Source organism: Billgrantia hypersalina, from assembly GCF_052584175.1.
In genome coordinates this window covers 203932-224986 of record NZ_JBMIQI010000003.1, presented here as the reverse complement: position 1 = coordinate 224986, position 21055 = coordinate 203932, and the positions used below count along the sequence as shown (strand labels likewise).

The 21055-nt window shown below is 65.4% G+C and carries 14 protein-coding genes; 8 read left to right on the top strand and 6 right to left on the bottom strand.

Annotation, left to right across the window (positions count from 1 at the left end; all coding sequences use genetic code 11):
* Nucleotides 1-6: 6 nt before the first annotated feature.
* Nucleotides 7-2742, bottom strand: coding sequence for an ATP-binding protein (locus ACOJCM_RS01985; protein WP_445210384.1), 2736 nt, complete (start codon nucleotides 2740-2742; stop codon nucleotides 7-9).
* 116 nt (nucleotides 2743-2858) lie between these two features.
* Between ACOJCM_RS01985 and cysM the strand changes: the two genes are divergently transcribed.
* From cysM to ppc, 5 genes are read left to right on the top strand one after another with little or no spacing between them, the layout of a single operon-like run.
* Nucleotides 2859-3755 (top strand): cysteine synthase CysM, encoded by an 897-nt coding sequence (gene cysM, locus ACOJCM_RS01980; RefSeq protein WP_445210383.1) that lies wholly within the window; start codon nucleotides 2859-2861, stop codon nucleotides 3753-3755.
* 1 nt (nucleotide 3756) lies between these two features.
* Entirely contained in the window at nucleotides 3757-5175 is a 1419-nt protein-coding gene (locus ACOJCM_RS01975; protein WP_445210382.1) for a TRAM domain-containing protein, read from the top strand.
* Between the two features lie 4 nt (nucleotides 5176-5179).
* The gene (gene relA, locus ACOJCM_RS01970) at nucleotides 5180-7456 is read left to right on the top strand and encodes a GTP diphosphokinase (protein ID WP_445210381.1); all 2277 of its coding nucleotides are present in this window, start codon (nucleotides 5180-5182) and stop codon (nucleotides 7454-7456) included.
* Nucleotides 7453-8346: a nucleoside triphosphate pyrophosphohydrolase gene (gene mazG, locus ACOJCM_RS01965; RefSeq protein WP_445210380.1), complete on the top strand. Its 894-nt coding sequence runs from the start codon at nucleotides 7453-7455 to the stop codon at nucleotides 8344-8346. Before relA ends, mazG begins: the two co-directional genes overlap by 4 nt.
* Nucleotides 8343-10991: a phosphoenolpyruvate carboxylase gene (gene ppc, locus ACOJCM_RS01960; protein ID WP_445210379.1), complete on the top strand. Its 2649-nt coding sequence runs from the start codon at nucleotides 8343-8345 to the stop codon at nucleotides 10989-10991. The genes mazG and ppc overlap by 4 nt, the downstream gene beginning before the upstream one ends.
* Before the next feature lie 93 nt (nucleotides 10992-11084).
* On the opposite strand, the gene ACOJCM_RS01955 is transcribed toward ppc, so the two are convergent.
* The 4 genes from ACOJCM_RS01955 to ACOJCM_RS01940 all read right to left on the bottom strand — a co-directional run bounded on the left by ACOJCM_RS01955 (nucleotide 11085) and on the right by ACOJCM_RS01940 (nucleotide 15648).
* Nucleotides 11085-11744: a peroxiredoxin gene (locus ACOJCM_RS01955; RefSeq protein WP_445210378.1), complete on the bottom strand. Its 660-nt coding sequence runs from the start codon at nucleotides 11742-11744 to the stop codon at nucleotides 11085-11087.
* A gap of 168 nt (nucleotides 11745-11912) precedes the next feature.
* Complete coding sequence (locus tag ACOJCM_RS01950; RefSeq protein WP_445210377.1) at nucleotides 11913-12572, bottom strand: hypothetical protein; 660 nt, start codon at nucleotides 12570-12572, stop codon at nucleotides 11913-11915.
* 170 nt (nucleotides 12573-12742) lie between these two features.
* Nucleotides 12743-13648 carry a ketopantoate reductase family protein gene (locus ACOJCM_RS01945; RefSeq protein ID WP_445210376.1) on the bottom strand — a complete coding sequence of 302 codons (906 nt, stop codon included), beginning with the start codon at nucleotides 13646-13648 and terminating at the stop codon, nucleotides 12743-12745.
* 68 nt (nucleotides 13649-13716) lie between these two features.
* A complete protein-coding gene (locus tag ACOJCM_RS01940; RefSeq protein ID WP_445210375.1) occupies nucleotides 13717-15648 on the bottom strand; it encodes a DNA topoisomerase III in 1932 nt (643 codons plus the stop codon).
* A gap of 133 nt (nucleotides 15649-15781) precedes the next feature.
* On the opposite strand from ACOJCM_RS01940, the gene ACOJCM_RS01935 reads away from it, so the two are divergent.
* Together ACOJCM_RS01935 and ACOJCM_RS01930 are read left to right on the top strand one after the other, a co-directional pair.
* Nucleotides 15782-17026, top strand: coding sequence for an ABC1 kinase family protein (locus ACOJCM_RS01935; protein WP_445210374.1), 1245 nt, complete (start codon nucleotides 15782-15784; stop codon nucleotides 17024-17026).
* 88 nt (nucleotides 17027-17114) lie between these two features.
* Nucleotides 17115-18932 (top strand): SEC-C metal-binding domain-containing protein, encoded by a 1818-nt coding sequence (locus ACOJCM_RS01930; RefSeq protein WP_445210373.1) that lies wholly within the window; start codon nucleotides 17115-17117, stop codon nucleotides 18930-18932.
* A 9-nt stretch (nucleotides 18933-18941) separates the two neighbouring features.
* Here the strand turns inward: ACOJCM_RS01930 and ACOJCM_RS01925 are convergent, their stop codons facing one another.
* Nucleotides 18942-20309, bottom strand: a complete 1368-nt coding sequence (locus tag ACOJCM_RS01925) for an AmpG family muropeptide MFS transporter (RefSeq protein WP_445210372.1) — start codon at nucleotides 20307-20309, stop codon at nucleotides 18942-18944.
* A 178-nt stretch (nucleotides 20310-20487) separates the two neighbouring features.
* Between ACOJCM_RS01925 and rfaH the strand changes: the two genes are divergently transcribed.
* Entirely contained in the window at nucleotides 20488-21030 is a 543-nt protein-coding gene (gene rfaH, locus ACOJCM_RS01920; RefSeq protein WP_445210371.1) for a transcription/translation regulatory transformer protein RfaH, read from the top strand.
* The last annotated feature ends 25 nt before the right edge of the window (nucleotides 21031-21055 follow it).

Genomic DNA, 21055 nt, shown 5'->3' with positions numbered 1-21055 from the left:
GCCCTTTCACCCATCGTCGGGCGACGAGGCCGAACTGCTGCTGGCGCTGGTCGTGCACGAAAGCGGCGATTCGTGATCCTGGGCATGCCAGTCCCGTAGTCGTTCAATAGCCTGGAACAGGTCGTTTATCAGCGAATCGACGTCCTCCAACCCACGCGAGCGCAACCGCGTTTCCAGCGTTTCCGCCACCAAGGCGAGTTCGGGGGCCCCGCAATAGCGGCAGGCGCCGTTGAGGGCGTGTACGGCATCCAGCAGCGCCTCCGAATCGCCCGTGGAAAGCGCAGCGTGCAACTCGTTGAGGGTCGCCGGCAATGAATGGACCAGTTCATCCAGCAGCTCGTGCGCAAGACTGACGTTGCCGTTCGCCAGGCGTGCGCCCAGGTCCATGTCGACCACTGCCAAGTCGCTCGCCACGCTCGTGTCGCTGGGCGGGGGCAGGGCCGGTGCGGAAGGCGACGATACCAGGCCGAGATGGCGATGCAGGACGGCCTCGAGCCGATTGGAATCCACCGGCTTGACCAGGACTTCCTGCAGACCCGCTTCCTGGAGACGCTGACGCTCGCTGTCATGGGCATGGGCGGTGACCGCAATGATCGGGCAGCGTGCCCAGTGCTCCCCCAGCCTTCGCAACGCCTGGGTGGTTTCGATGCCGTCCATGCCCGGCATGCGAATATCCATCAGTACCAACTGAAAAGTTTCGCCTTCGGCCAGTGCGAGGGCTTCCTCGCCGCTTTTCGCTTCCGCCAGCTCCAGGCCGGGGCGTTTCAGCAGCTCCCTGAGCAGGCGCCGATTGATGGTATTGTCGTCCACCACCAGCACCCGCGCCGGATGACGGCTGCGCGGCTCGCGTGCCGGCAGCCGCTTGGCCGCGCTGCAGCGACGCAGGGCATCGGCCAGGGCCTGCCGGGAGGCGGGTTTACTCAGTATTTCGCAGCCGTGGGGCGGCTTGAGGTCGGGCATCTCGAGCGGGGGCACGTTGACCAGTAGCAGTATCGGACAGGGGCTGGCCTGGAGCCGTACTCGCCACTCTTCCAGCAGTGTTTCGTCAAGCTCGGTAGGTAGGGCCGCGACCATCAAGGCAGGGTAGGGAGGTGCCAGGTCAGGATGGTGCACCTCCTCCACCTGCCCGCCCCAGAGCGTCAGCAGGTGTTTCAGCGCATGTCGGGTCGGAGCATGCGGTTCGTAGAGCGCGACCCTGTCGCCGTCGAGGATGGTGTCGGGGGCGGTTTCGCCGTTACCGACGACGTCCAACGGCAGCGTGAAGGAGAAGTTAGAGCCGCGTGAGGGTTCGCTCTCCACGGTGATTTGCCCGCCCATCTGTTCGACAAGCTGGCGGCTGATGGCCAGGCCCAGCCCGGACCCCCCATACTGGCGAGAGTGGCTGGCCGCAGCCTGGCGGAAGGCTTGGAACAGGGTGTGTTGTTCCTGGGGCGTGAGGCCGATGCCGGTATCGCTGATACTGACGCGCAACAGCACGTGGCCCGGGTCGCGCTGTTCCTCGACCATCACGCGCACGATGACTTCGCCCTGCTCGGTGAACTTGAGGGCATTGTGGATCAGGTTGGTCAACACCTGCCGTATGCGCAGCGGATCGCCGCGCAGCGGTGAGGGCACATCGTCGTAAACGAGGCCCAGCAGCTCCAGCCCCTTCTGGTGGGCCAGTGGTGCCTGCAGGCCCAGCGCCTCGTCGACCAACGACACCATGTCCAGCTCGGCGCGGTCCAGCTCGAGCCGGCCGGCCTCCATCCGCGAGAAGTCGAGTACGTCGTTGACCAGGGCGAGCAGGTTATCGCAGGCGACGTGAACCTGGTCGAGCCACTCGCGTTGGCGGGGTTCCAGGCGGGAGCGCCCCAGCAGCCGGCAAAAGCCGACGATGCCGTTAAGCGGAGTACGGATCTCGTGGCTCATGCTGGCCAGGAATTCGGACTTGATGCGGTTGGCTTCCAGCGCCCTGCGGTGTGCCAGGTCGAGCTCGATGTTCTTGATCTCGATGGTTTCCATCGTCTCTTCCAGCTCGGCGGTCGTCTGCTCGATCTGGCGCTGCATGTTGTCGCGGGATTGCTGCAGCTCGTCGCCGAGGGCATTTACCTGCCGGGCCAGGCGGCGCAGTTCCGGCGCGCCTTCTTCCACCATTGGGGTGTCGAACTCACCGCTGCGTAGCCGCCGTAGCGCTTCGGCAGCACTGTTCAGGCTGGTATCCACTCGGCGGCCTAGCGCCGAGGCGATCACGAACAGCAGCAGGCCAAGGATCAGCAGGCCGAGTCCTGCGATGGCGAGGCGTCGATAGTAGTCAAGGGTAAGCGCGCGGCTGTCGATATCGAGCTCGAGCCAGGCTTGGGTGGTCATCGTGCCTTCGGCGTCGGCCGGCTCCAGGGGCATCAAAAGGCGCCACAGGTCGCCGTTGGTGTCCAGATACGCCTCTTGAGGCGGTGAAGTGGCCACTTGGGCACGGTTGCGGCCGAGCTCCAGCTGGATCATGCCCTGGTCGGTGTAGACGCCGACGCCACGTGCCTCCTCGATGTCGAGCAGGCGCCTGGCCATGCCATCCAATCGTGGCTGGGCGCCTTCGTACATCGCTTGGGCCATCTCCGGCGCCTGCTGTTCGGCGGCAGTGACCACGCGGTCCCGCAGGGCCGACTTGCGCCATTCGGTATCCTGGTGCAAGGTCACGACCGCCACGAGCAATAACACCAGCAGGGGCAGACACAATATCCAGAGTGTCAGGCGATTTCCGAGCGACATCGGCATTCCTTGGTCACGAGCCATCCTGTCAGTATGCCACATTGGCGGAGCATGCCTGTCCAGTGAATGGCGCCGCGGATATACTAAGTAAAAGACGTTACCCTAAGGACGGTTACATGCAGTTTCCCACCATCGAGGACGTCGTCGGGCATACGCCGCTGGTGCGGCTGAAGCGTATCGCGGCGGGCCGCAACAATACCTTGCTGGCCAAGTTGGAGGGCCACAACCCGGCCGGTTCGGTCAAGGATCGCCCGGCACTGTCGATGCTGGAGCAGGCCGAGGCCCGCGGCGATATTACCCCGGGGGATTCTCTGATCGAGGCCACTTCGGGCAATACCGGTATTGCATTGGCCATGGCCGCCGCCATCAAGGGCTACCGCATGGTCCTGATCATGCCGGAAAACGCCTCCAGCGAGCGCAAGCAGGCGATGGCCGCCTACGGGGCCAGGCTGGTGACGGTAAGCAAGGAGGGCGGCATGGAAGAAGCCCGCGACCTGGCTGACACGATGATCGCCCGTGGCGAGGGCAAGCGGCTCGACCAGTTTGCCAACCCCGACAATCCGCTGGCGCATTATCGCGGTACCGGCCCGGAGATCTGGGAGCAGACCGGTGGCACGGTCACGCACTTCATCAGCTCCATGGGTACCACGGGCACCATCATGGGGGTGTCGGCGTACCTCAAGGAGCGAAACCCGAAAGTCCAGATCGTGGGCCTGCAGCCGGAAGACGGCGCCAGCATTGCCGGCATACGCCGCTGGCCGAAAGAGTATTTGCCCAGCATCTTCGATGCCACACGCGTCGATCGCGTCATCGATATCGGCCAGCACGAAGCCGAGGAGCACATGCGTCGCCTGGCGCGCGAAGAAGGCATCCTCGCCGGCGTGTCGTCCGGGGGGGCCCTGGCCGGCGCACTGCGCGTTGCCGAGGAGGTCGAGAACGCGGTGATCGTGTTCATCGTCTGCGACCGGGGCGATCGCTATCTCTCGACTGGGCTGTTCGCCCCGGAGGCCTGAGGTGGCAATGCTTGGCAAGCGACGCCCGGCGCGCCAGCGCTCCGGCGGCTCAGGGCTGCACAAGCGTCCCGTCGAATCCCCCACTGCGCTGCCTCAGGCCGAAGACACGACCATCGTCGTCGAGCGCCTGGCTCACGACGGCAGGGGCGTGGCCCGCACTGGCAGCGGAAAGGCCCTGTTCATTGACGGAGCGCTGCCGGGGGAACGGGCCGAAGTGGCCGTGCACCGTACCCGCAAACGCTTCGACGAAGCCCATGTTCGAGAACTGCTCGAGCCGTCGGCCGAGCGGGTCGAGCCGCCCTGCATTCACTATGGCCAATGCGGCGGTTGCGATCTGCAGCATTTCTCCATTCAGGCCCAGCGCGAACACAAGCGCACGGTGCTTGCCGACCTGCTGGCGAGAGAGGGCATCGAGCTGGACGAGCCGCCTGGGCTGCTGGCGGGAGAGCCGCTCGGCTATCGTCGCCGTGCACGACTGGGCGTCAAGGTGGACGCGCAAGGGGGCGTTCATCTCGGCTTTCGCGCACGCCATGCGAACCGGCTGGTGGACCTGCAGGCCTGTGTCGTGCTCGTTCCCGAGCTATCGGCACTGATCGGGCCGCTCGAGGCGCTGCTGGCCGAGCTGGAGGCGCCGCGCCTGGTGGGCCATCTGGAACTGATCGCCTCCGATGAGGCCCCCGCGGTGGTGGTGCGCCAACTGCGCGAGAACCGCGCCGACCTGCAGCGCTGGCAAAGGTTCGGCCAAGCCAGCGGTGTGGCCGTGGCGCGCCTGCTGGGACGCGAGGAACCGATCCTCGAATGGCTGGGAGAGGCACCGACGCTCAGCTATCGGCTGCCGGTGAGGGGCCGTGCGATCGCGCTCGGCTTCGTGCCGGGCGACTTCGTGCAGGTCAACGAAGAGATCAATCGGTTGCTGGTGGCAACGGTACGGGAGTGGCTGTCGCCGGTCGAGGGGTGGCGCGTTCTGGACCTATTCGCCGGTATCGGCAATTTCAGCCTGCCGCTGGCAGCCGACGGGGCACGGGTCACGGCGGTGGAAGGCAACCCCGCCATGGTGGCGCGTCTCGAGGACAATGCCAGGGCCAATGCGCTCGACATCGAGGCGCAGCAGGCCGACCTCAGCGATCGTGAGGCCGTGGTGCAGTTGCTGGCGAGCCGGACGCCCGATGCGGTGGTGCTCGATCCGCCCCGCGACGGTGCCGATGCCGCCTGTCGTGCGCTGGTCGAACGTCCCGTCTCACGGCTGGTCTACATTGCCTGCGATCCTGCCACGCTGGCGCGCGATGCGGCACGACTCGTGCATGGGGGATATCGCATCGTCCAGGCGGCGGTGGCCGACATGTTCGCGCACACCTCGCACCTGGAGTCCCTGCTGCTGCTCGAACACGGTGCGGTACCGCCGTCATCGCAAGGAGTCTAGAAAGATGGTGAAAGTCCGAGACGACCAGCCTTTGACCGATAGTGGCGACGTCGATATCGGTCACTGGCTGGAGCGGCTGCAGGAAGACGTCAAGTTGCGCGATCCCGGCGAGATGCGCGAGGCCTGCGAGCTCACCAAGCGTCTCTCGCTGGAGGCCGATCGCCCCCACAAGGCCTGGCTGCCCAAGGACACTACCTACCGCATGGGCCTTGAGATGGCGGATATCCTGGCCCTGCTCAAGCTCGACCAGACGGCCCTCGAGGCAGCGGTGCTCTACCGTGCCGTACGCGAAGGGCTTATCTCGATAGAGGCCGTTGCCCGCCGCTTCGGCAAGGAAGTGGCGCACCTGATCGAGGGCGTGTTGCAGATGGCGGCCATCAGTAACGCACAGATTCCCAGTCAGGGCCTGGTGCAGCACGATCAGCAGGACAATCTGCGCAAGATGCTGGTCACCATGATCGACGACGTGCGCGTGGCACTGATCAAGATCGCCGAGCGCACCTGTGCCCTGCGACAGGTCAAGGACGCTCCCCGGGAGAAGCGTCTGCAGGTCGCCCGCGAAGTATTCGACATCTACGCACCGCTGGCCCATCGCCTGGGTATCGGCCAGGTCAAGTGGGAGCTCGAGGATCTCTCCTTCCGCTATCTGCACGAGGACGACTACAAGGCGATCGCCCGCCAGTTGGCCGAGAAGCGTCTCGACCGCGACCGCTACATCCACGACGTGGTGGAGGTGCTCAAGGGCATGCTCGAAGCCCAGGGCATCACTCAGTACGAGGTCAACGGCCGCGCCAAGCACATCTATTCCATCTGGCGCAAGATGAAGCGCAAGCGCATCGATTTTTCCCAGGTCAACGACGTGCGTGCGGTACGCATCCTGGTACCCGAGGTGACCGACTGCTACACCGTGCTGGGGCTGGTCCACTCGCGCTGGCACCACGTCCCCAATGAATTCGACGACTATATCGCCAACCCCAAGAAGAACGGCTACCAGTCGCTTCACACCGCCGTGCTGGGACCGGAGAACAAGGTCCTCGAGATTCAGATCCGCACCTTCGCCATGCACGACGAGGCCGAGCTGGGCGTCTGCGCCCATTGGCGCTACAAGGGTCACGACACCAGTGCCAAGAGCTCCAGCTACGAAGAGAAGATCGCCTGGCTGCGCCAAGTGCTCGAGTGGCAGGACGAGGTGGGGGACTTCGGCGATCTGCGCGAAGGGCTCTCCAGCGACGTGGCGCCGGATCGTATCTACGTCTTCACGCCGGATGGCCATGTCATCGATCTGCCGCGCATCGCCACGCCTATCGATTTCGCCTACCGGGTGCATACCGAAGTCGGCCACCGCTGTCGTGGGGCCAAGGTCGACGGTCGCATCGTGCCGCTCACCTACAAGCTCAAGACTGGCCAGCAGGTCGAGATCCTCACGGCCAGCAAGGGCGGGCCCAGCCGCGACTGGCTCAATCCCAGCCTCGGCTACGTGCGCACCTCGAGGGCACGGGCCAAGATCCAGTCGTGGTTCAAGCACCAGGCTCGCGAGCAGAACGTCGAGGAGGGCAGGTCGCTGTTCGAGCGCGAGATGCGGCGCCTCGATGTGGAGGACATGGACCTCGACACCTTGGCGCACAAGGTCAACTACCAGAGTCCCGACGACATGTACGCCGCGCTGGGAGCGGGCGACCTGCGAATCGGCCAGGTGCTCCATCAGGCCCAGCAACTGTTCGGCGAGACCGACGATCAGGAGCAGCTCGATCGCCTGCTGGCGAAGCCGCGGCGCGATCAGGGGAAGGGCACGGCAAGCGACATTACCGTGCTGGGTGTTGGCAATCTCAAGACCAGCATGGCCAACTGCTGCCACCCGGTGCCTGGTGAGCCGATCGTCGGTTTCATCACTCAGGGGCGTGGCGTCACGGTGCATCGCCAGGATTGCCCCAACATCCTGCAGCTGCGCATCGACGAGCCACAGCGCGTGATCGAGGTGGAGTGGGGCCAGCGCGCCCGCACCCAGTACCCGGTGGATATCGAGATTCAGGCCTGGGATCGCTCCGGACTGCTGCGCGACGTAACCGGCATTCTCGGTAATGAAAAGGTCAACGTGTTGTCGGTCAATACCCTGACCGATACCAGCGACGGTATCGCACGGATGCGCATTACCGTGGAAGTCGATGGGCTGGAGACGCTGGGCAGGCTCTTTTCACGCATCCAGCAACTGTCTAACGTGATCGAGGTCCAGCGCCTGCGAACGGGAGCCAAGGGGATGAAACGCAAGGGGAGCGGCACATGAGCGAGACCCGCTACGGCATCGACGACCTGCTCATGCTGATGGCAGTGCTGCGCGATCCCGGGCAGGGCTGCCCGTGGGATCTCAAGCAGGATTGGGACAGTATCGTGCCGCACACCCTGGAAGAGGCCTACGAAGTCGCCGACGCCATCGAGCGTCGCGCCTTCGGCGAGCTGCCCGGCGAACTCGGCGACCTGCTGTTCCAGGTGGTCTACTACAGCCAGTTTGCACGTGAGGAGGGGCGCTTCGACTTTCACGACGTGGTGGACACCCTGACCGCCAAGATGGTGCGCCGGCATCCGCATGTGTTTCCCGACGGCACCCTTGGCTCGCGTCGCCCGCCCGGCGTCAGTGCCGAGCAGGTCGAGACGCATCAGGTCAACAGCCGCTGGGAATCGCTCAAGGCCGAGGAGCGGGCGGAGCGTGCCGCCGAGCCGACCGGCACCTCGGTGCTCGATGATGTGCCACGCACCTTGCCGGCGCTCTCCCGGGCGGCCAAGCTCTCCAGGCGCGCCGCCCGGGTGGGCTTCGACTGGCCCGATACCACGGGGGTGATTGCCAAGATCCGCGAAGAGCTGGACGAGGTCGAGCAGGCGCTGGCAGAGAACGATCGCGACCACGCCGCTGCCGAAGTGGGCGACCTGCTGTTCGCCGTCACCAACCTGGCGCGCACGCTCAAGGCCGACCCAGAGCAGTGCCTGCGCGAGACCAACGCCAAGTTCGAACGTCGCTTCCGTCATGTCGAGGTGTCGCTGGCCGAGCGCGGCATGACGACCCGTGACGTCGACCTCGACACCATGGAAGCCTTTTGGCAGCAGGCCAAGCGGCTCGAGGCCGCGACCGAGACGCCAGCGGGACATTCCGAATCGATATCAGGAGGAGATCGGCCATGAGTGGCGATCTGCACGAATCCCTACGCGATAACGTACGCATCCTCGGCGACAGCCTCGGCCGCACCATTGCCGATGACCTGGGCAAGGGGTTCGTCGACCGCATCGAGACCATCCGCGGCCTGGCCAAGAGCGGCCGACAGGGAGAGGGGCAGAGCAGCCGTGAGCTGATCGAATACCTGCGCAAACTACCCGACCGCGACCTGTTGCCGGTAACGCGTGCTTTCAACCAGTTCCTCAATCTGGCCAACATCGCCGAACAGCACTACCGTGCGCGTTTTCGGCGCGTCGAGGACTACAAGCCCGGGTCGCAGCCGGTGCTCTCCGAGCTGCTGGAACGGGCCCGTCACGCCGGGCACGCGCCGCGCAAGCTGGTCGAGAGCCTGGCCGGCATGCGCGTCGAACTGGTGCTGACCGCGCATCCCACCGAAGTCATCCGGCGCACCTTGATCCAGAAGTACGACGCCATCGACGAATGCCTCACGGTCATCGAATCGTCGCTTGACTACCCCGAGCGGGCGAGCCGCGCCCGAGGTCGCCTCGAGGAGCTGATCAGCCAGGCCTGGCACACCGACGAAATTCGACACGAGCGCCCGACACCGATAGATGAAGCCAAATGGGGCTTCGCCGTGATCGAGAACTCGCTGTGGCAGGCGGTGCCGGCCTTCCATCGCGACCTCGACAGCTTGCTGCTGGAATCCGCCGGCGAGCGCCTGCCGCTGGATGCCGCGCCGATCGTGTTTGCCTCATGGATGGGGGGCGATCGCGACGGCAATCCCAATGTGACGTTCAAGGTAACCCGCGAGGTGCTGCTGCTGGGTCGGTGGATGGCAGCGGACCTCTACCTGCGCGACCTTGAGCAGCTCAAGGCCGAACTCTCGATGTGGAAGTGCAACAGCGCATTGCGGGCCGAGGTGGGCAACGTTGCCGAACCCTATCGGGAATTGCTCAAACGCCTGGTGCAGCGGGTCGAGGCCACCCGTGACTGGGCCAAGGCCCAGCTCGACGGAAGAAGCTACGAAGGGGGGCCGATCATCGAAAGCAGCGATCAGCTCTACGCGCCGCTTCTCACCTGCTACCGTTCGCTGTGCGACGTCGGCCTCGACACCATTGCCAACGGTGCGTTGCTCGACACCCTGCGCCGGGTCGCGGTATTCGGCGTGACCCTGACCAAGCTCGACATCCGCCAGGAGGCGAGTCGCCATGCCATGGTCATGGAGGAGCTCACCGATGCCCTCGAACTCGGTCACTATCGCGAATGGAGCGAGGAGCAGCGACAGGCCTTTCTGCTTGCCGAGCTCGAGTCGCGCCGGCCGCTGATTCCGCGCCGCTGGGAGTGTTCGGCCGAGACCCGCGAGGTGCTAGATACCTTTGCGGTCATCGCCAGCGAGCAGGCCGAGGCACTCGGGACCTACATCATCTCCATGGCGGCACAGCCCTCCGACGTGCTCACGGTCGCGCTGCTGATGAAAGAGGTGGGCGGCGCCGTCTCGCTGCCCATCGCCCCGCTGTTCGAAACCCTCGACGATCTCAACCGCGCCGGCGACGTAATCGATCGCCTGTTGGCCCTTCCGGGCTATCGGGCGCTGGCCGGTGAACGCCAGGAAGTGATGATCGGCTATTCCGATTCGGCCAAGGATGCCGGCCAGCTGGCAGCGGCCTGGGCGCAGTATCGCGCCCAGGAACGCCTGGTGGAGGTCTGTCGTCATCACGGTGTCGACCTGACCCTGTTCCATGGACGGGGTGGCGCCGTCGGTCGTGGCGGCGGACCTGCTTACGCAGCCATCCTGTCGCAGCCGCCGGGCTCGGTGAACGGGAGTCTGCGCGTCACCGAGCAGGGGGAGATGATCCGCTTCAAGTTCGGCCAGCCCGATATCGCCCTGCGCTCGATGGAGATTTACGCCTGTGCGGTACTCGAGGCCACCCTGCTGCCACCGCCAGCCCCCGAGCCCCATTGGCGTGAGGAGATGGATCGCCTGGCCGGGATCGCCCACCGTGCCTATGTCGGAGTCGTGCGCGAGGATCCCGATTTCGTGCCCTATTTCCGTGCGGTGACGCCTGAGGGCGTGCTGGGGCATCTGCCGCTGGGCTCGCGCCCGACCAAGCGACGCCAGGACGGCGGTGTCGAGACGCTGCGCGCCATTCCCTGGATTTTCGCCTGGACCCAGATCCGCTTGATGCTGCCGGCCTGGCTGGGCAGCGGCGAAGCGTTCTCCACGCGGATCGAAGAGGAGGGCGGCCTCGAGGTGCTGCGCGAGATGCGTGACCGCTGGCCCTTCTTCGGTACCTACCTCGATATGCTGGAGATGCTGTTGGCCAAGGCTGACGTGGGCATTGCCTCCTACTACGAGCAGCGCCTGATCGACGAGCCTGCCCTCAAGGAGCTGGGGGCCGAGCTGCGCCAACGCTTCACCCGGCTGCAATCGGTCGTGCTGACGATTCTCGACCAGCCGCAGCTGCTGGAGCAGACGCCGCTGATCCGTCAGGCCATCGAGGTTCGTAACCCCTACATCGACCCGTTGCATGGCCTGCAGGCTGAACTCCTGCAACGTAATCGCGACGCCGACGGCGCCATCAGTGGCGAGCTTTCGCGCGCCCTGATGGTGACCATGGCGGGGATCGCCGCAGGGCTGCGCAACACGGGCTAAAAAACAGAAGCAGACTTTTCGTGTGGCGACTCCCAGACAAGACCGCCCCGGCGATAAGCCGGGGCGGTCTTGTCACGTGAGCGCGTATGACGCTTACTGCGGCTGCTTCACCGTACGCAGGTAGGGCTTGAGCGTGGTGAAACCCTCCGGGTACTTCTTCTTGGCTTCCTCGTCGCTGACCGCGGGTGGGATGATCACGTCCTCGCCCGGGCGCCAGTTCACCGGCGTGGCCACGGTGTGCTTGGCATTGAGCTGGATCGAGTCGAGCAGGCGCAAGACCTCATTGAAGTCGCGCCCCGAGGTCATGGGGTAGACCAGCATGGCCTTGACTTTCTTGTCCGGCCCGATGATGAACACCGAACGTACCGTGGCGTTGTCCGCGGGCGTGCGTCCCTCGGCGCTGCCCGGCTCCTCGGCGGGAAGCATGTCGTAGAGCTTTGCGACCTCGAGCTTGTCGTCGCCGATCATCGGATAGTTGGGTGCGGTGCCCTGGGTCTCCTCGATGTCCTTGGACCAGGCGGCATGGTTGTCGACCGGATCCACCGAGAGGCCGATGATCTTGGTATTGCGCTTGTCGAATTCCGGCTTGAGCTTGGCCATGTAACCCAGCTCGGTGGTGCACACCGGCGTGAAGTCCTTGGGATGCGAGAAGAGGATGCACCAGCTGTCGCCGATCCATTCATGGAAGTTCAGCGTACCTTGGGTGGTTTGCGCCGTGAAATCGGGCGCGGTATCGCCGATTCTGAGACTCATCTTCGTGACTCCAGGAACAGGTTCAAGGGAGGAGGTCACGACAATGCGCGACCCGCCAGTTCACTATAGGCCATGATGCGTAAGAACATCCAGCTATGACAAGTTGGTGCCGGCCAATCGAAACGTTCTATGTCTCGTCACGCCAAAGAGGGGCCGTAACACGGCAGACTAGAAGGTGAAATGGAGCGAGGCAGTGACGAGATTCAGGTGCGACATGCTCGGCGCGTCGATTTCCTCGAACTCGAGTTGGCTCACTAGCCTGTCGTGCTGCAGGCGCGCGCCGAAGCCCTGAATTCTCGCGGTTCCCGTCGCAGCCTGGTACAGCGACTCGCTCTGTGTGACCGGGTCGCCTTCCCATTCGGCAAAGCCCGACTTCGCGTAGACGCCAAATCGGCCGAGGCGAATGCCGGCCAGCAGGCTGCCGCCCAGTGTCGTGGTATTGACCAGCAAGGCTTGCTCGTCGTGGCGGGTCGGGACCTCGTCGCTTTCTCGGTAGGTGAACTCGGCACCGAGGTCCAGATGCGGCAGGCTCACCGGTGAGAAGCCAGCGGTCAAACGAAAGCCGGAGGTATAGCCATCGGGCGTCTCGAATTCGCCGCCTTCCAGGACGAGGCCATTGTCGAGATACATCAAGTCGCTGGTTCTGTCAGCGTAGGAGGGGGTATCGAGGCGTGTCAGGCTCACGGCGGCCAGCAGATCGTGTGAGGCCTCGGTATAGGCTGTCGGCCGATCGTCTTCCAAGGGAAGGCTCTCTTCCGCCATGGCGGAAAATGGCGATAGCGTCAGGCCGGCGGCCAAGGTGATGGCAGTGCTGAAACACGTGTTCATGTCCCCTGCCCATTTTCCCTGTGCGATGCGTCTCGACAACGTGATTTTTTAAGGTTCGTATGACGTCGTTGCCTGGTAGGCGAGACGCAGCGATACCAGGCTCAATGTTGAGCATTGCGAACCATTACCAGAGATTAGCAGGCCGGTTGGGACATCGCCAGGCAGAGCCGTCAACGCTTGTGGCGGGCCAACTGCGACAGGGTTTCGTCGAGCTCGGCCAGTTGGGGAACAAGGAGACGATGCCGCCGGGCGGCACCGAGCAGGGGGCCGAGAATGGCGACACGTTCGATGGGCCTGCCTGCGATGACATCCTGCAGCATTGAAGCGCGATTGTTTGCCGTTCCCGCGATAACCTGCCATACCAGACCATGCCAACCCGCCGAGGGGGGCGGGACGCCTTCGGCCGCCATGACCGTCGCCACCTCGTCGACGATACGGTCCACCATCGGGCGGAAGGGGAGATCGCGGAGTTGGCCGTTACGGATGCGAAAAAGGGCCGTCAGCGGATTGATCGCCGCGTTGACGGCCAATTTGTGCCAGAGCCGAGTCTCGATGTCCTCGACCGCTTCGGCGGCAAGGCCCGACTCGGAGAGCAGCGCGGCGAGCTCGCGACAAAGCGTGACATGGCGATTGCCAAGATCGCCCACGAAAGTGATGCCGCGACCGGCGTGGGTCACGCTGCCATCGCCGGCCAGCCACGCCCCCTCGGTGGTGGAGGCGCACAGCACGGGTCCCGGATGAAGCCGGGTGAGTTCCGGCTGCACCTGGTAGCCGTTCTGCCACAGCACCAGCGTCGGCGTGCCGGCTAGCCGGGCCATGACGGCAGCATGGGCGGCCATGGCATCGTAGGCCTTGGTGGTGAGGTGCAGAAAGGCCGGCGTTGCCGATGGCAGTAAGCGGACCTCGGCGGTGGTGAGATGGCGGGTTTGGCGCCCCCCTTCCGGTATGGTCAGGGTCTGTTCGCGTGGCAACGCCCGTCGTCCGGCCAGCACGACGGGCATACTATCGGCCAGGTGCATGGCCAGTAGCCGGCCCAGCGCGCCGGGGCCGACGATCAGGTGGGTCGTGTCGTTCATGTCATGCCCTGATTGACGATCACGGCCAGCATACCGATACCCGGCATCCGAAGGCCAACGTCATGGGGTCAGGCACTGCTGCGTGTCCTGCGGCGTGTCCGGGCCGGAGCGGCTCGGCTGCGTCGACGTTTGTCGCCCGTTCCGCGTCGCTTCGATACGGCTGCTGCGGTTTCTCCCTCGGCCATGGCCATGGCCTGACGCAGGCGGCCAGCGTCGGCGCTGCCCAGCAGGCCGCGCAGGTCTTCCACCAGGGCGGCGAGGAACGGTGCCGGATCATCGCCCTGCTCGGCGATGGCCGTCAGGCGCTGCTCCCACAGCGCCGTACGTTCCGGCCGGGAAGCGGCTTCGGGCAGCGAGGCGATCAGGCCGCTGCCCAGGCGGGTGGCACGTAGCGTCTTCTTTTGCCGTACCAGGTAGCCGCGCTCGATCAGTGTTTCGATGATGCCGGCGCGGGTCGCCTCGGTTCCCAGCCCATCATGCTCGCGCAGGGTACGCTTGACCTCGGGATCCTCCACGTAGCGAGCGATGTTCATCATCGCCTTGATCAGGCTGGCGTCGGTGAAGGGCTCCGGCGGGCGTGTCTCGCGTGCCTCGACATCGCAGGCTTCCGCCCGGCATTTTTCGCCCTCCGTGAGCGGCGGTAGCGGCGGGGCTTCGTCGCGGGTGGTGAACAGCGGCTTCCAGCCGGGTTGCAGCCGCGCCTGGCCGCTGGCGCGGAAACGCTCCTCCAGGAGCGTGAATTCCGCCTTGACCTCGCGGGCGATCAGCGGCGGATAGAATTGTGCCAGCACATTGCGTGCGATCAGGCGGAACACATCGGCTTCGGCGCGCTCCAGTCGCTCGAGCTCGGCCGGCTTGCCGGTAGGAGCCAAGGCGTGGTGGGCTCCCACTTTCTTGTCATCCCACGCCTTGGAATGCAGGGTAAAGTCGGCGCCGGCCAGCCAGTCGCGCAGCGTCTCGTCCTTGCCGCAGGCGCTTGCCAGGGTGGCGGGCGCCTGGGCCAAGTGCTCCTCCGGCAGGTAGCGACAATCCGAGCGCGGATACGTGATCAACTTGTGACGTTCGTAGAGCCGCTGGCAGATGTCCAGCACCGCCTGGGCAGAAAGCCCGAAGCGTCGCGCGGCATCCACCTGCAGCGCCGAGAGCGAATAGGGCAGGGGGGCGGGCTGACGCTTCTGGCGGGTCTCCAGTGAGGTCAGCTTGCCCTCGGCGCCGGGTAGGCGCTTGGCCAATGCGTCTGCTGCGGAGCGCTCCAGCAGCCGCCCTTGATCGTCGAGCCGGTAGCCCTCGCCGGGCTGCCACCAGGCCCGTAGCCTGCCGCTGGCGACTGCCAGGTCGGCCCATAGAACGAAAAAGGGGTAGGGACGGAAGTCGCGTATCTCGGCGTCGCGGCGCACCACCAGGCCGAGTACCGGCGTTTGCACCCGGCCCACCGAGAGCACGCCGTCTTGGCCGGCTTGACGCCCGGTCAGGGTCCAGGCACGCGTCAGGTTGATGCCGTACAGCCAGTCGGCGCGCGAGCGAGATTCGGCGGCGCGGTAGAGCGGCTGGTAACGGGCATTGTCTTCCAGCCGCGCCAGGGCACGCTGCACTGCCGGTCGGTTGAGGTCGCTGACCAGCAGGCGCGCCACCGGGCCTTTCCAGCCCAGATGCTCGATGACCTCTTGGACGAGCAATTGTCCCTCGCGATCCGGGTCACCGGCATGGACCACCTCGCGGGCCTGCTTGAGCAGCTTGCGGATCACGGCGAGCTGACCGCGGGCCTTGGGCCGCGGGGTCAGCTGCCAGCGTGCCGGCAGGATCGGCAGGTGGTCCAGCCGCCACTGCTTGTAGGCGGCATCGTAGGCATCGGGCGGGGCCTGCTCCAGCAAATGGCCCAGGCACCAGGTGACGACGGTATCGCCGGCATACAGGGCGCCATCCTCGCGGCGTATGCCGCCGGGGAGGGCATCGGCGATGGCCCGGGCAAGGCTGGGTTTTTCGGCAATGATAAGGCGCATGGCGTCATCCGGCCTCGTGAGATTCGTTTATGGATATTCTTACAGTAAAGGGCCGGCAAGACCAGACGTGAAACCTGCATGAGCGGTATGTTTGCCGTATCGTAGCGGGAACGCAGAGAGAGGGAATCGCATCATGCGGGAGCGAGGAAGAACGCGGCGCCTGCTGGGTCTCGGGGCCCGAACCGGGGGATCCCTGCTGCGCAATCGGCTGGGCGGTGAGACCGACTGGCGCGCGCTGGGCGAAGTCCTGTTCGAGGGCCTCTCCGAACTCAAGGGCCCGGCCATGAAGCTGGCCCAGATCATGGCCCAGTGGGACGACCTGCTTCCGCCTGACCTTGCCGACGAGCTGGCGCGCCTGCAGCGACAGGCCGAGCCGATGCCCTGGGAAGGGATACGCCGGACCCTGTTAGCGCAGTACGGTACGCTGGAGGCTCATTTCCGTGAGATCGAGCCACGTCCTTTTGCCAGCGCCTCCATGGGCCAGGTGCACCGCGCAGTGTCCCACGACGGCGAAACCCTGGTGCTCAAGGTGCAATACCCAGGCCTTGCCGAGGTGCTGGAGGACGATCTTGCCCAGCTCAGGAGTATCTTGCGCCTTGGACGCTGGCTCAAGGTCCCCCAGGCGCGCCTGGATGCGCTATTCGAGGAGCTCGCGGCGAGCCTGCGCAACGAACTGGACTATCAGGCCGAGGCCGGCGCGCTGGAACGCTACCGCCAGCGTTATGCGCACCTGAAGGGGCTGGCGATACCCGAACCGCTGCCGGCGCTCTCTGGGCCGCGGGTGCTGGCCATGCGCTATCTGCCTGGCACGCCGCTGCGTGACCTCGAGGGGGCGGACGATACCTTGCGCCAGCGTGTGGCCACCAGCCTCGCGGACTGGCTCACCGAGGAGCTCTTCACTTATGGCGAGTTGCACGCCGACCCCCACGCCGGCAATTTTGCCGTCGACGATGAAGGAAGGCTGGTCATTTACGATCTGGGTGCGGTGATCGAGGTACCCGAAGCGCACCTCAAGTCCATGCTGCAACTGCTCGACGCTACCCTGGCGGGAGATCCCATGGCCATGGACGACGCCCTGCAGCGGCTGGGCGGGCGACAGGGGCAGGGGGCGCCGCTGGCGCTGTATCGCGAAGCCGCCGAAGCGGTGGCACCGCTGTTCGAGCCCGGAGCGCAGGATTTCTCCGACATACGGGTCCACCGACGCCTGCGCGACCTCACGCCCAAGGTGTGGGCAGCGATGGACCGCCTGCAACCACCGGCAGACGTACTGCTGCTTTCGCGCACTCTGAACGGACACTACTGGAACCTGGTTCGACTGGGGGCGCGCCTCGACATGCACGCTCGAACGCGCCCACTGCTGGCCTGGGCGCGCAGGTAATAGCGCTCAGGCATTCGCGCCTTGCGCACAACACCAAGCCACGCTTCCCTGTTACTATATGCGCCTTTTGAACTGGCGGAGAGAGTCGATGCTGGCAGTATGGGTCGAACAGCTGCTGGGCTTTGCTTCGGGTGCCTTGGCAGCCATCCGTGAAGAGGAGCGCTACCCCGCGTTCATGGCCTGGGCCCGTGAAGAGGGTGCCGAGCTGATGGGTGGCGACCTCGCCATGGCTCAGGCCCTGGCCCCCATCCTATGGAGCCAGACCCCGCTGGAGCGTGCCGGCTTTACCTGCGAATCCCTGGCACGTCCCGGCCGCAACGAACTCTGCTGGTGTGACTCGGGGCGCAAGACCAAGCACTGCTGCGGCGCTGTCGCGATGCCCGCCGAAGTACCCGACCATTTGATGTGGATGCTCTCGCTGCGCGATTGGAAGGGCCCCACGCTCAAGGCCGCTCTCGAGAGCGGCAATGCCCCGGCCCAGGCGTTGCTCGAGGCCGGTCTGATCGCCGCCGAGACAGGTCAGCGCGGCCGTGCGCAGCAGATTCTCGAGTCGCTGTTCCAGCGTGCCGACTGGTCGCGCCTGCCGACCCAGGCCGAACCCGCCTTCGAGCTGCTGATCGATATCTACCAGGAGCGCGGCTTTACCCGCAAGCGGGCCGAACTCCTTGACGAGGTGCTCGACCGCGGCCCGCTGTTCCTGCGCGGCGTGGCGCTTGAACGGCTATGCCTGATGCACCTGGACAGCGACGACCTGGACAGTGCCAGGGCCGCCTTCGTCCGTGCCCAGCAGGCGCTGCCCGACTCGCCGACCCTGGCCTATATCGAGGCCATGCTGCTCCTGCACGAAGGTCATGAGAAGGAAGCTGCGGAGCGGGCCCGCTTCTGGTTCCGTCGCCTGGCCCGCAAGGGCGAGCTGGAGCCCGACCAGTTACAGTTCCTGGCGGAACTTGCGGAGAATCCCGGCGCCACCCTGGCCGACCAGCTGCTCAATGCCGAGGAGGACCTGGCGGAGCCGCTGGCCTCGCTGCAGGCTCTGCTGGCGCAACTTCCCACTGCGCCAGGCTTGCGCGTGAGCTGCACGCAAGACGGCGAACTGGAGTATCACAGCAGTGCCCGCGAGGACACGCTATCCGCCGCCTGGCAGAAAGTCTTCCAGGTGGAGGTGGATGACGAAAGTGCGCTGGGCCTCAAGGGCGACCCCTGGACTCAGGCCGGCGACTGGCTGCGCGAACTTTGCGCGCATCCCGAATGGCTCGATTCGCCGCGCGTGGTGCAGTCGCTCACTCTGGCGCTGACGAGCCGATTCGGCAGCCTGCCGTGGATGTCGCCGAGCCTGTTCGAGCCTTTGGCCGATCGTCTCGAACGCTGGCTCGAACGCATCCGCGGCGAAGGCGAGGGACCCTTCCTGTGGGACAGCGCCGACAATGCCGTGCTGCTGCGTACCGGCCTGGCGCTGGTGGTGGGCATGGAGCGGGGCGCCCGGGAGCGCTCGCGACGGCTGGCCGAACGACTGCTGTCGCTCGACGATCAGGACAGCCTGGGCCTGCAGGAACTGGTGCTCGACCAGCTCCTGCGTGAAGGGCGCGACCACGATGCCTTGGCCGTGACTGAAACCCGGCGCGACGATACGCCGGTGCTCGGCCTGCTCATGGGCAGGGCGCTGGCGCTGTTTCGTCTGGAACGCATCGACGAAGCCAACGAAGCGCTGCGCGAGGTGCGTCGACACAATCCGCATGCACTGCCCATGCTATGCGCCGAACAGCCCCGTCCCGTGCAGCTGGGGCCGGACAGCGTCGCCGAGCCGGGCACACGCGCCGAGGCATGGCAGTATCGCACCCTCATGCGCGACCAGTGGCGAGCCACTCCGGGGGCCTTGGCCTGGCTGCAGGAACAGATCGATGCCTGACCTGGCTCGTCAGGTCGTCCTGGGTGTCGGCTGCGGTACCAGTTCCTTGTCGCGACTGATCCAGATGGCCAGCGCAATGGCCGGCAGCCCAAGCGCCGTGGCAATGATGAAAAAAGCCGCATAGCCCTGCGCCTCCACCACCAGGCCGCCGAAGCCGCTCAGGAACTTGCCCGGGAGCGTCATCAATGACGAGAACAATGCGTACTGGGTCGCGGTATAGGCACGCGAGGTCAGGCTCGACAGGAAGGCGATGAAGACCGCACTGGCCAAGCCGTTCGCCAGATTGTCGCCGACGATGGCCATTACCAGCATCGGCAGGCTCTGGCCGGCCAGCGCCAACGCCGCGAACAGCAGGTTGGTCAAGGTGGCGGCCGCCGCGCCCAGCACCAGGATCGGGCCGATGCCGTAGCGTGCCACCAGCAGTCCGCCGAGAATGCCGCCGCCGATGCTCATGGCGATGCCGAAGACATTGGTGACATTGGCTATGGTGGCCAGCGAGAAGCCCAGGTCGATGTAGAGGGGATTGGCCATCGAGGCCATGGCCAGGTCACTGATGCGAAAAACGGCCACGAACACCAGCAGCCATAGCGCCTTGAGCCGATGGCGGCTGATGAAATCGGTGAAGGGACAGACCACCGCACCGATCAGCCACGCGCCCAGGCGTCGCAGCAAACGCGGCTTGCCGCGGCTGGCCCGGATGAAGGCTCGCACGCGGGGTTCGTGGATCAGCTGCGTGGTCAGGGAGAGACGCTTGGGTTCGGGACGCAGCAGTACCGTGATCACGCCTACGCCGACCAACAGCGCCATGGTCAGGTAGGCAGCCTGCCAGGAGAGCCAGGAAGCCACGTAGAGCGCGCCGGCACCGGCAGCCAGCAGCCCGCCGCGATAGCCGATGATATAGGTCGAGGCCATGGCCGCCTGCATGTCATCCGGCGCCGACTCGATGCGGAAGGCGTCGATGGCGATGTCCTGGGTGGCCGAGCCGAAGGCCACCAGCAAGGCGAAGGCGGCCACCAGTGTCAGGTTCTGCTGTGGCTCGAGGCTAGCCAGACCCACCAGGCCGCCGATTATCATGGCCTGGGCCACCAGCATCCAGCCGCGTCGCTGGCCAAAAGCGCGGGTCAGCCCCGGCAGAGCCAGGCGGTCCACCACCGGTGCCCAGAAGAACTTGATCGAATAGAGCATACCGATCCAGGAAAAGAAGCCGATGGCGGCGACCTGGACGCCGTCGCTCCGCAGCCAGGCCGAGAGGGTCGAGAACACCAACAGAAAAGGCAAGCCGGCCGAGAAGCCCAGAAATAGCATGGTAATCACGGGGGCTCGCAGATAAATGGCCAGGGAAGCTCCCCAACTGCGCTGAGCGGTAGGGATGGTCATGCGTCACGAAACTCCTCGATGGTCGTTGGCCGGGGGGCGGCCCGATGCCGGCAACGGTGGTAGAATGGCCACCGCTCGGCGGGGCTGGCGGTCCAGGAGGACCCATCGTCCGGCCGCACGATTGTTGCAGAGCCCCGGCAGCGATGCCAGCAGGATATGCCCCGATAAGGAGGTCATCATGAGCCACAGCGAACGTCAGCCGATCGATGACGAGAACGATAGCCTGCCGCGCTGGTACGTCGTTCAGTGCAAGGGGGGCGAATCCTTCCGCGCTGCGGAGCATCTGGCCAACCAGGGCTACGAACTGTTCCATCCCATTCTGCAGGTTCAGAAGAAACGTGGCGGCAAGCTGGTATGGCTGGACGAGCCGTTGTTTCCTCATTATCTGTTCATTCGGCTCGATCGCGTCGCCAGCAACTGGCGGCCGATTCGCTCTACGCGTGGCGTGCTCAGGATCGTTACCTTCGGCAATCGCCCCTTGCCGGTCGATGACGAGTTGATCGCCATGCTGCGCGAGCACGGTGCGCAGGGTGAAACGAGTGTGGCCAACGTCTATTTTCGCGCCGGCGAGAAGGTGGAGATCACCGAGGGGCCGTTCAAGGACTTGCAGGCGGTGTTTGCCAGCCACAAGGGCGACGAACGGGCGATCGTGCTGCTCAACCTGCTCAACCGGCAGCAACAGCTGGAGATGCCCGTCGCCAGTCTGCGCCCGCAGACGTGACGCCGGCTCGCCAATCGACACAAGG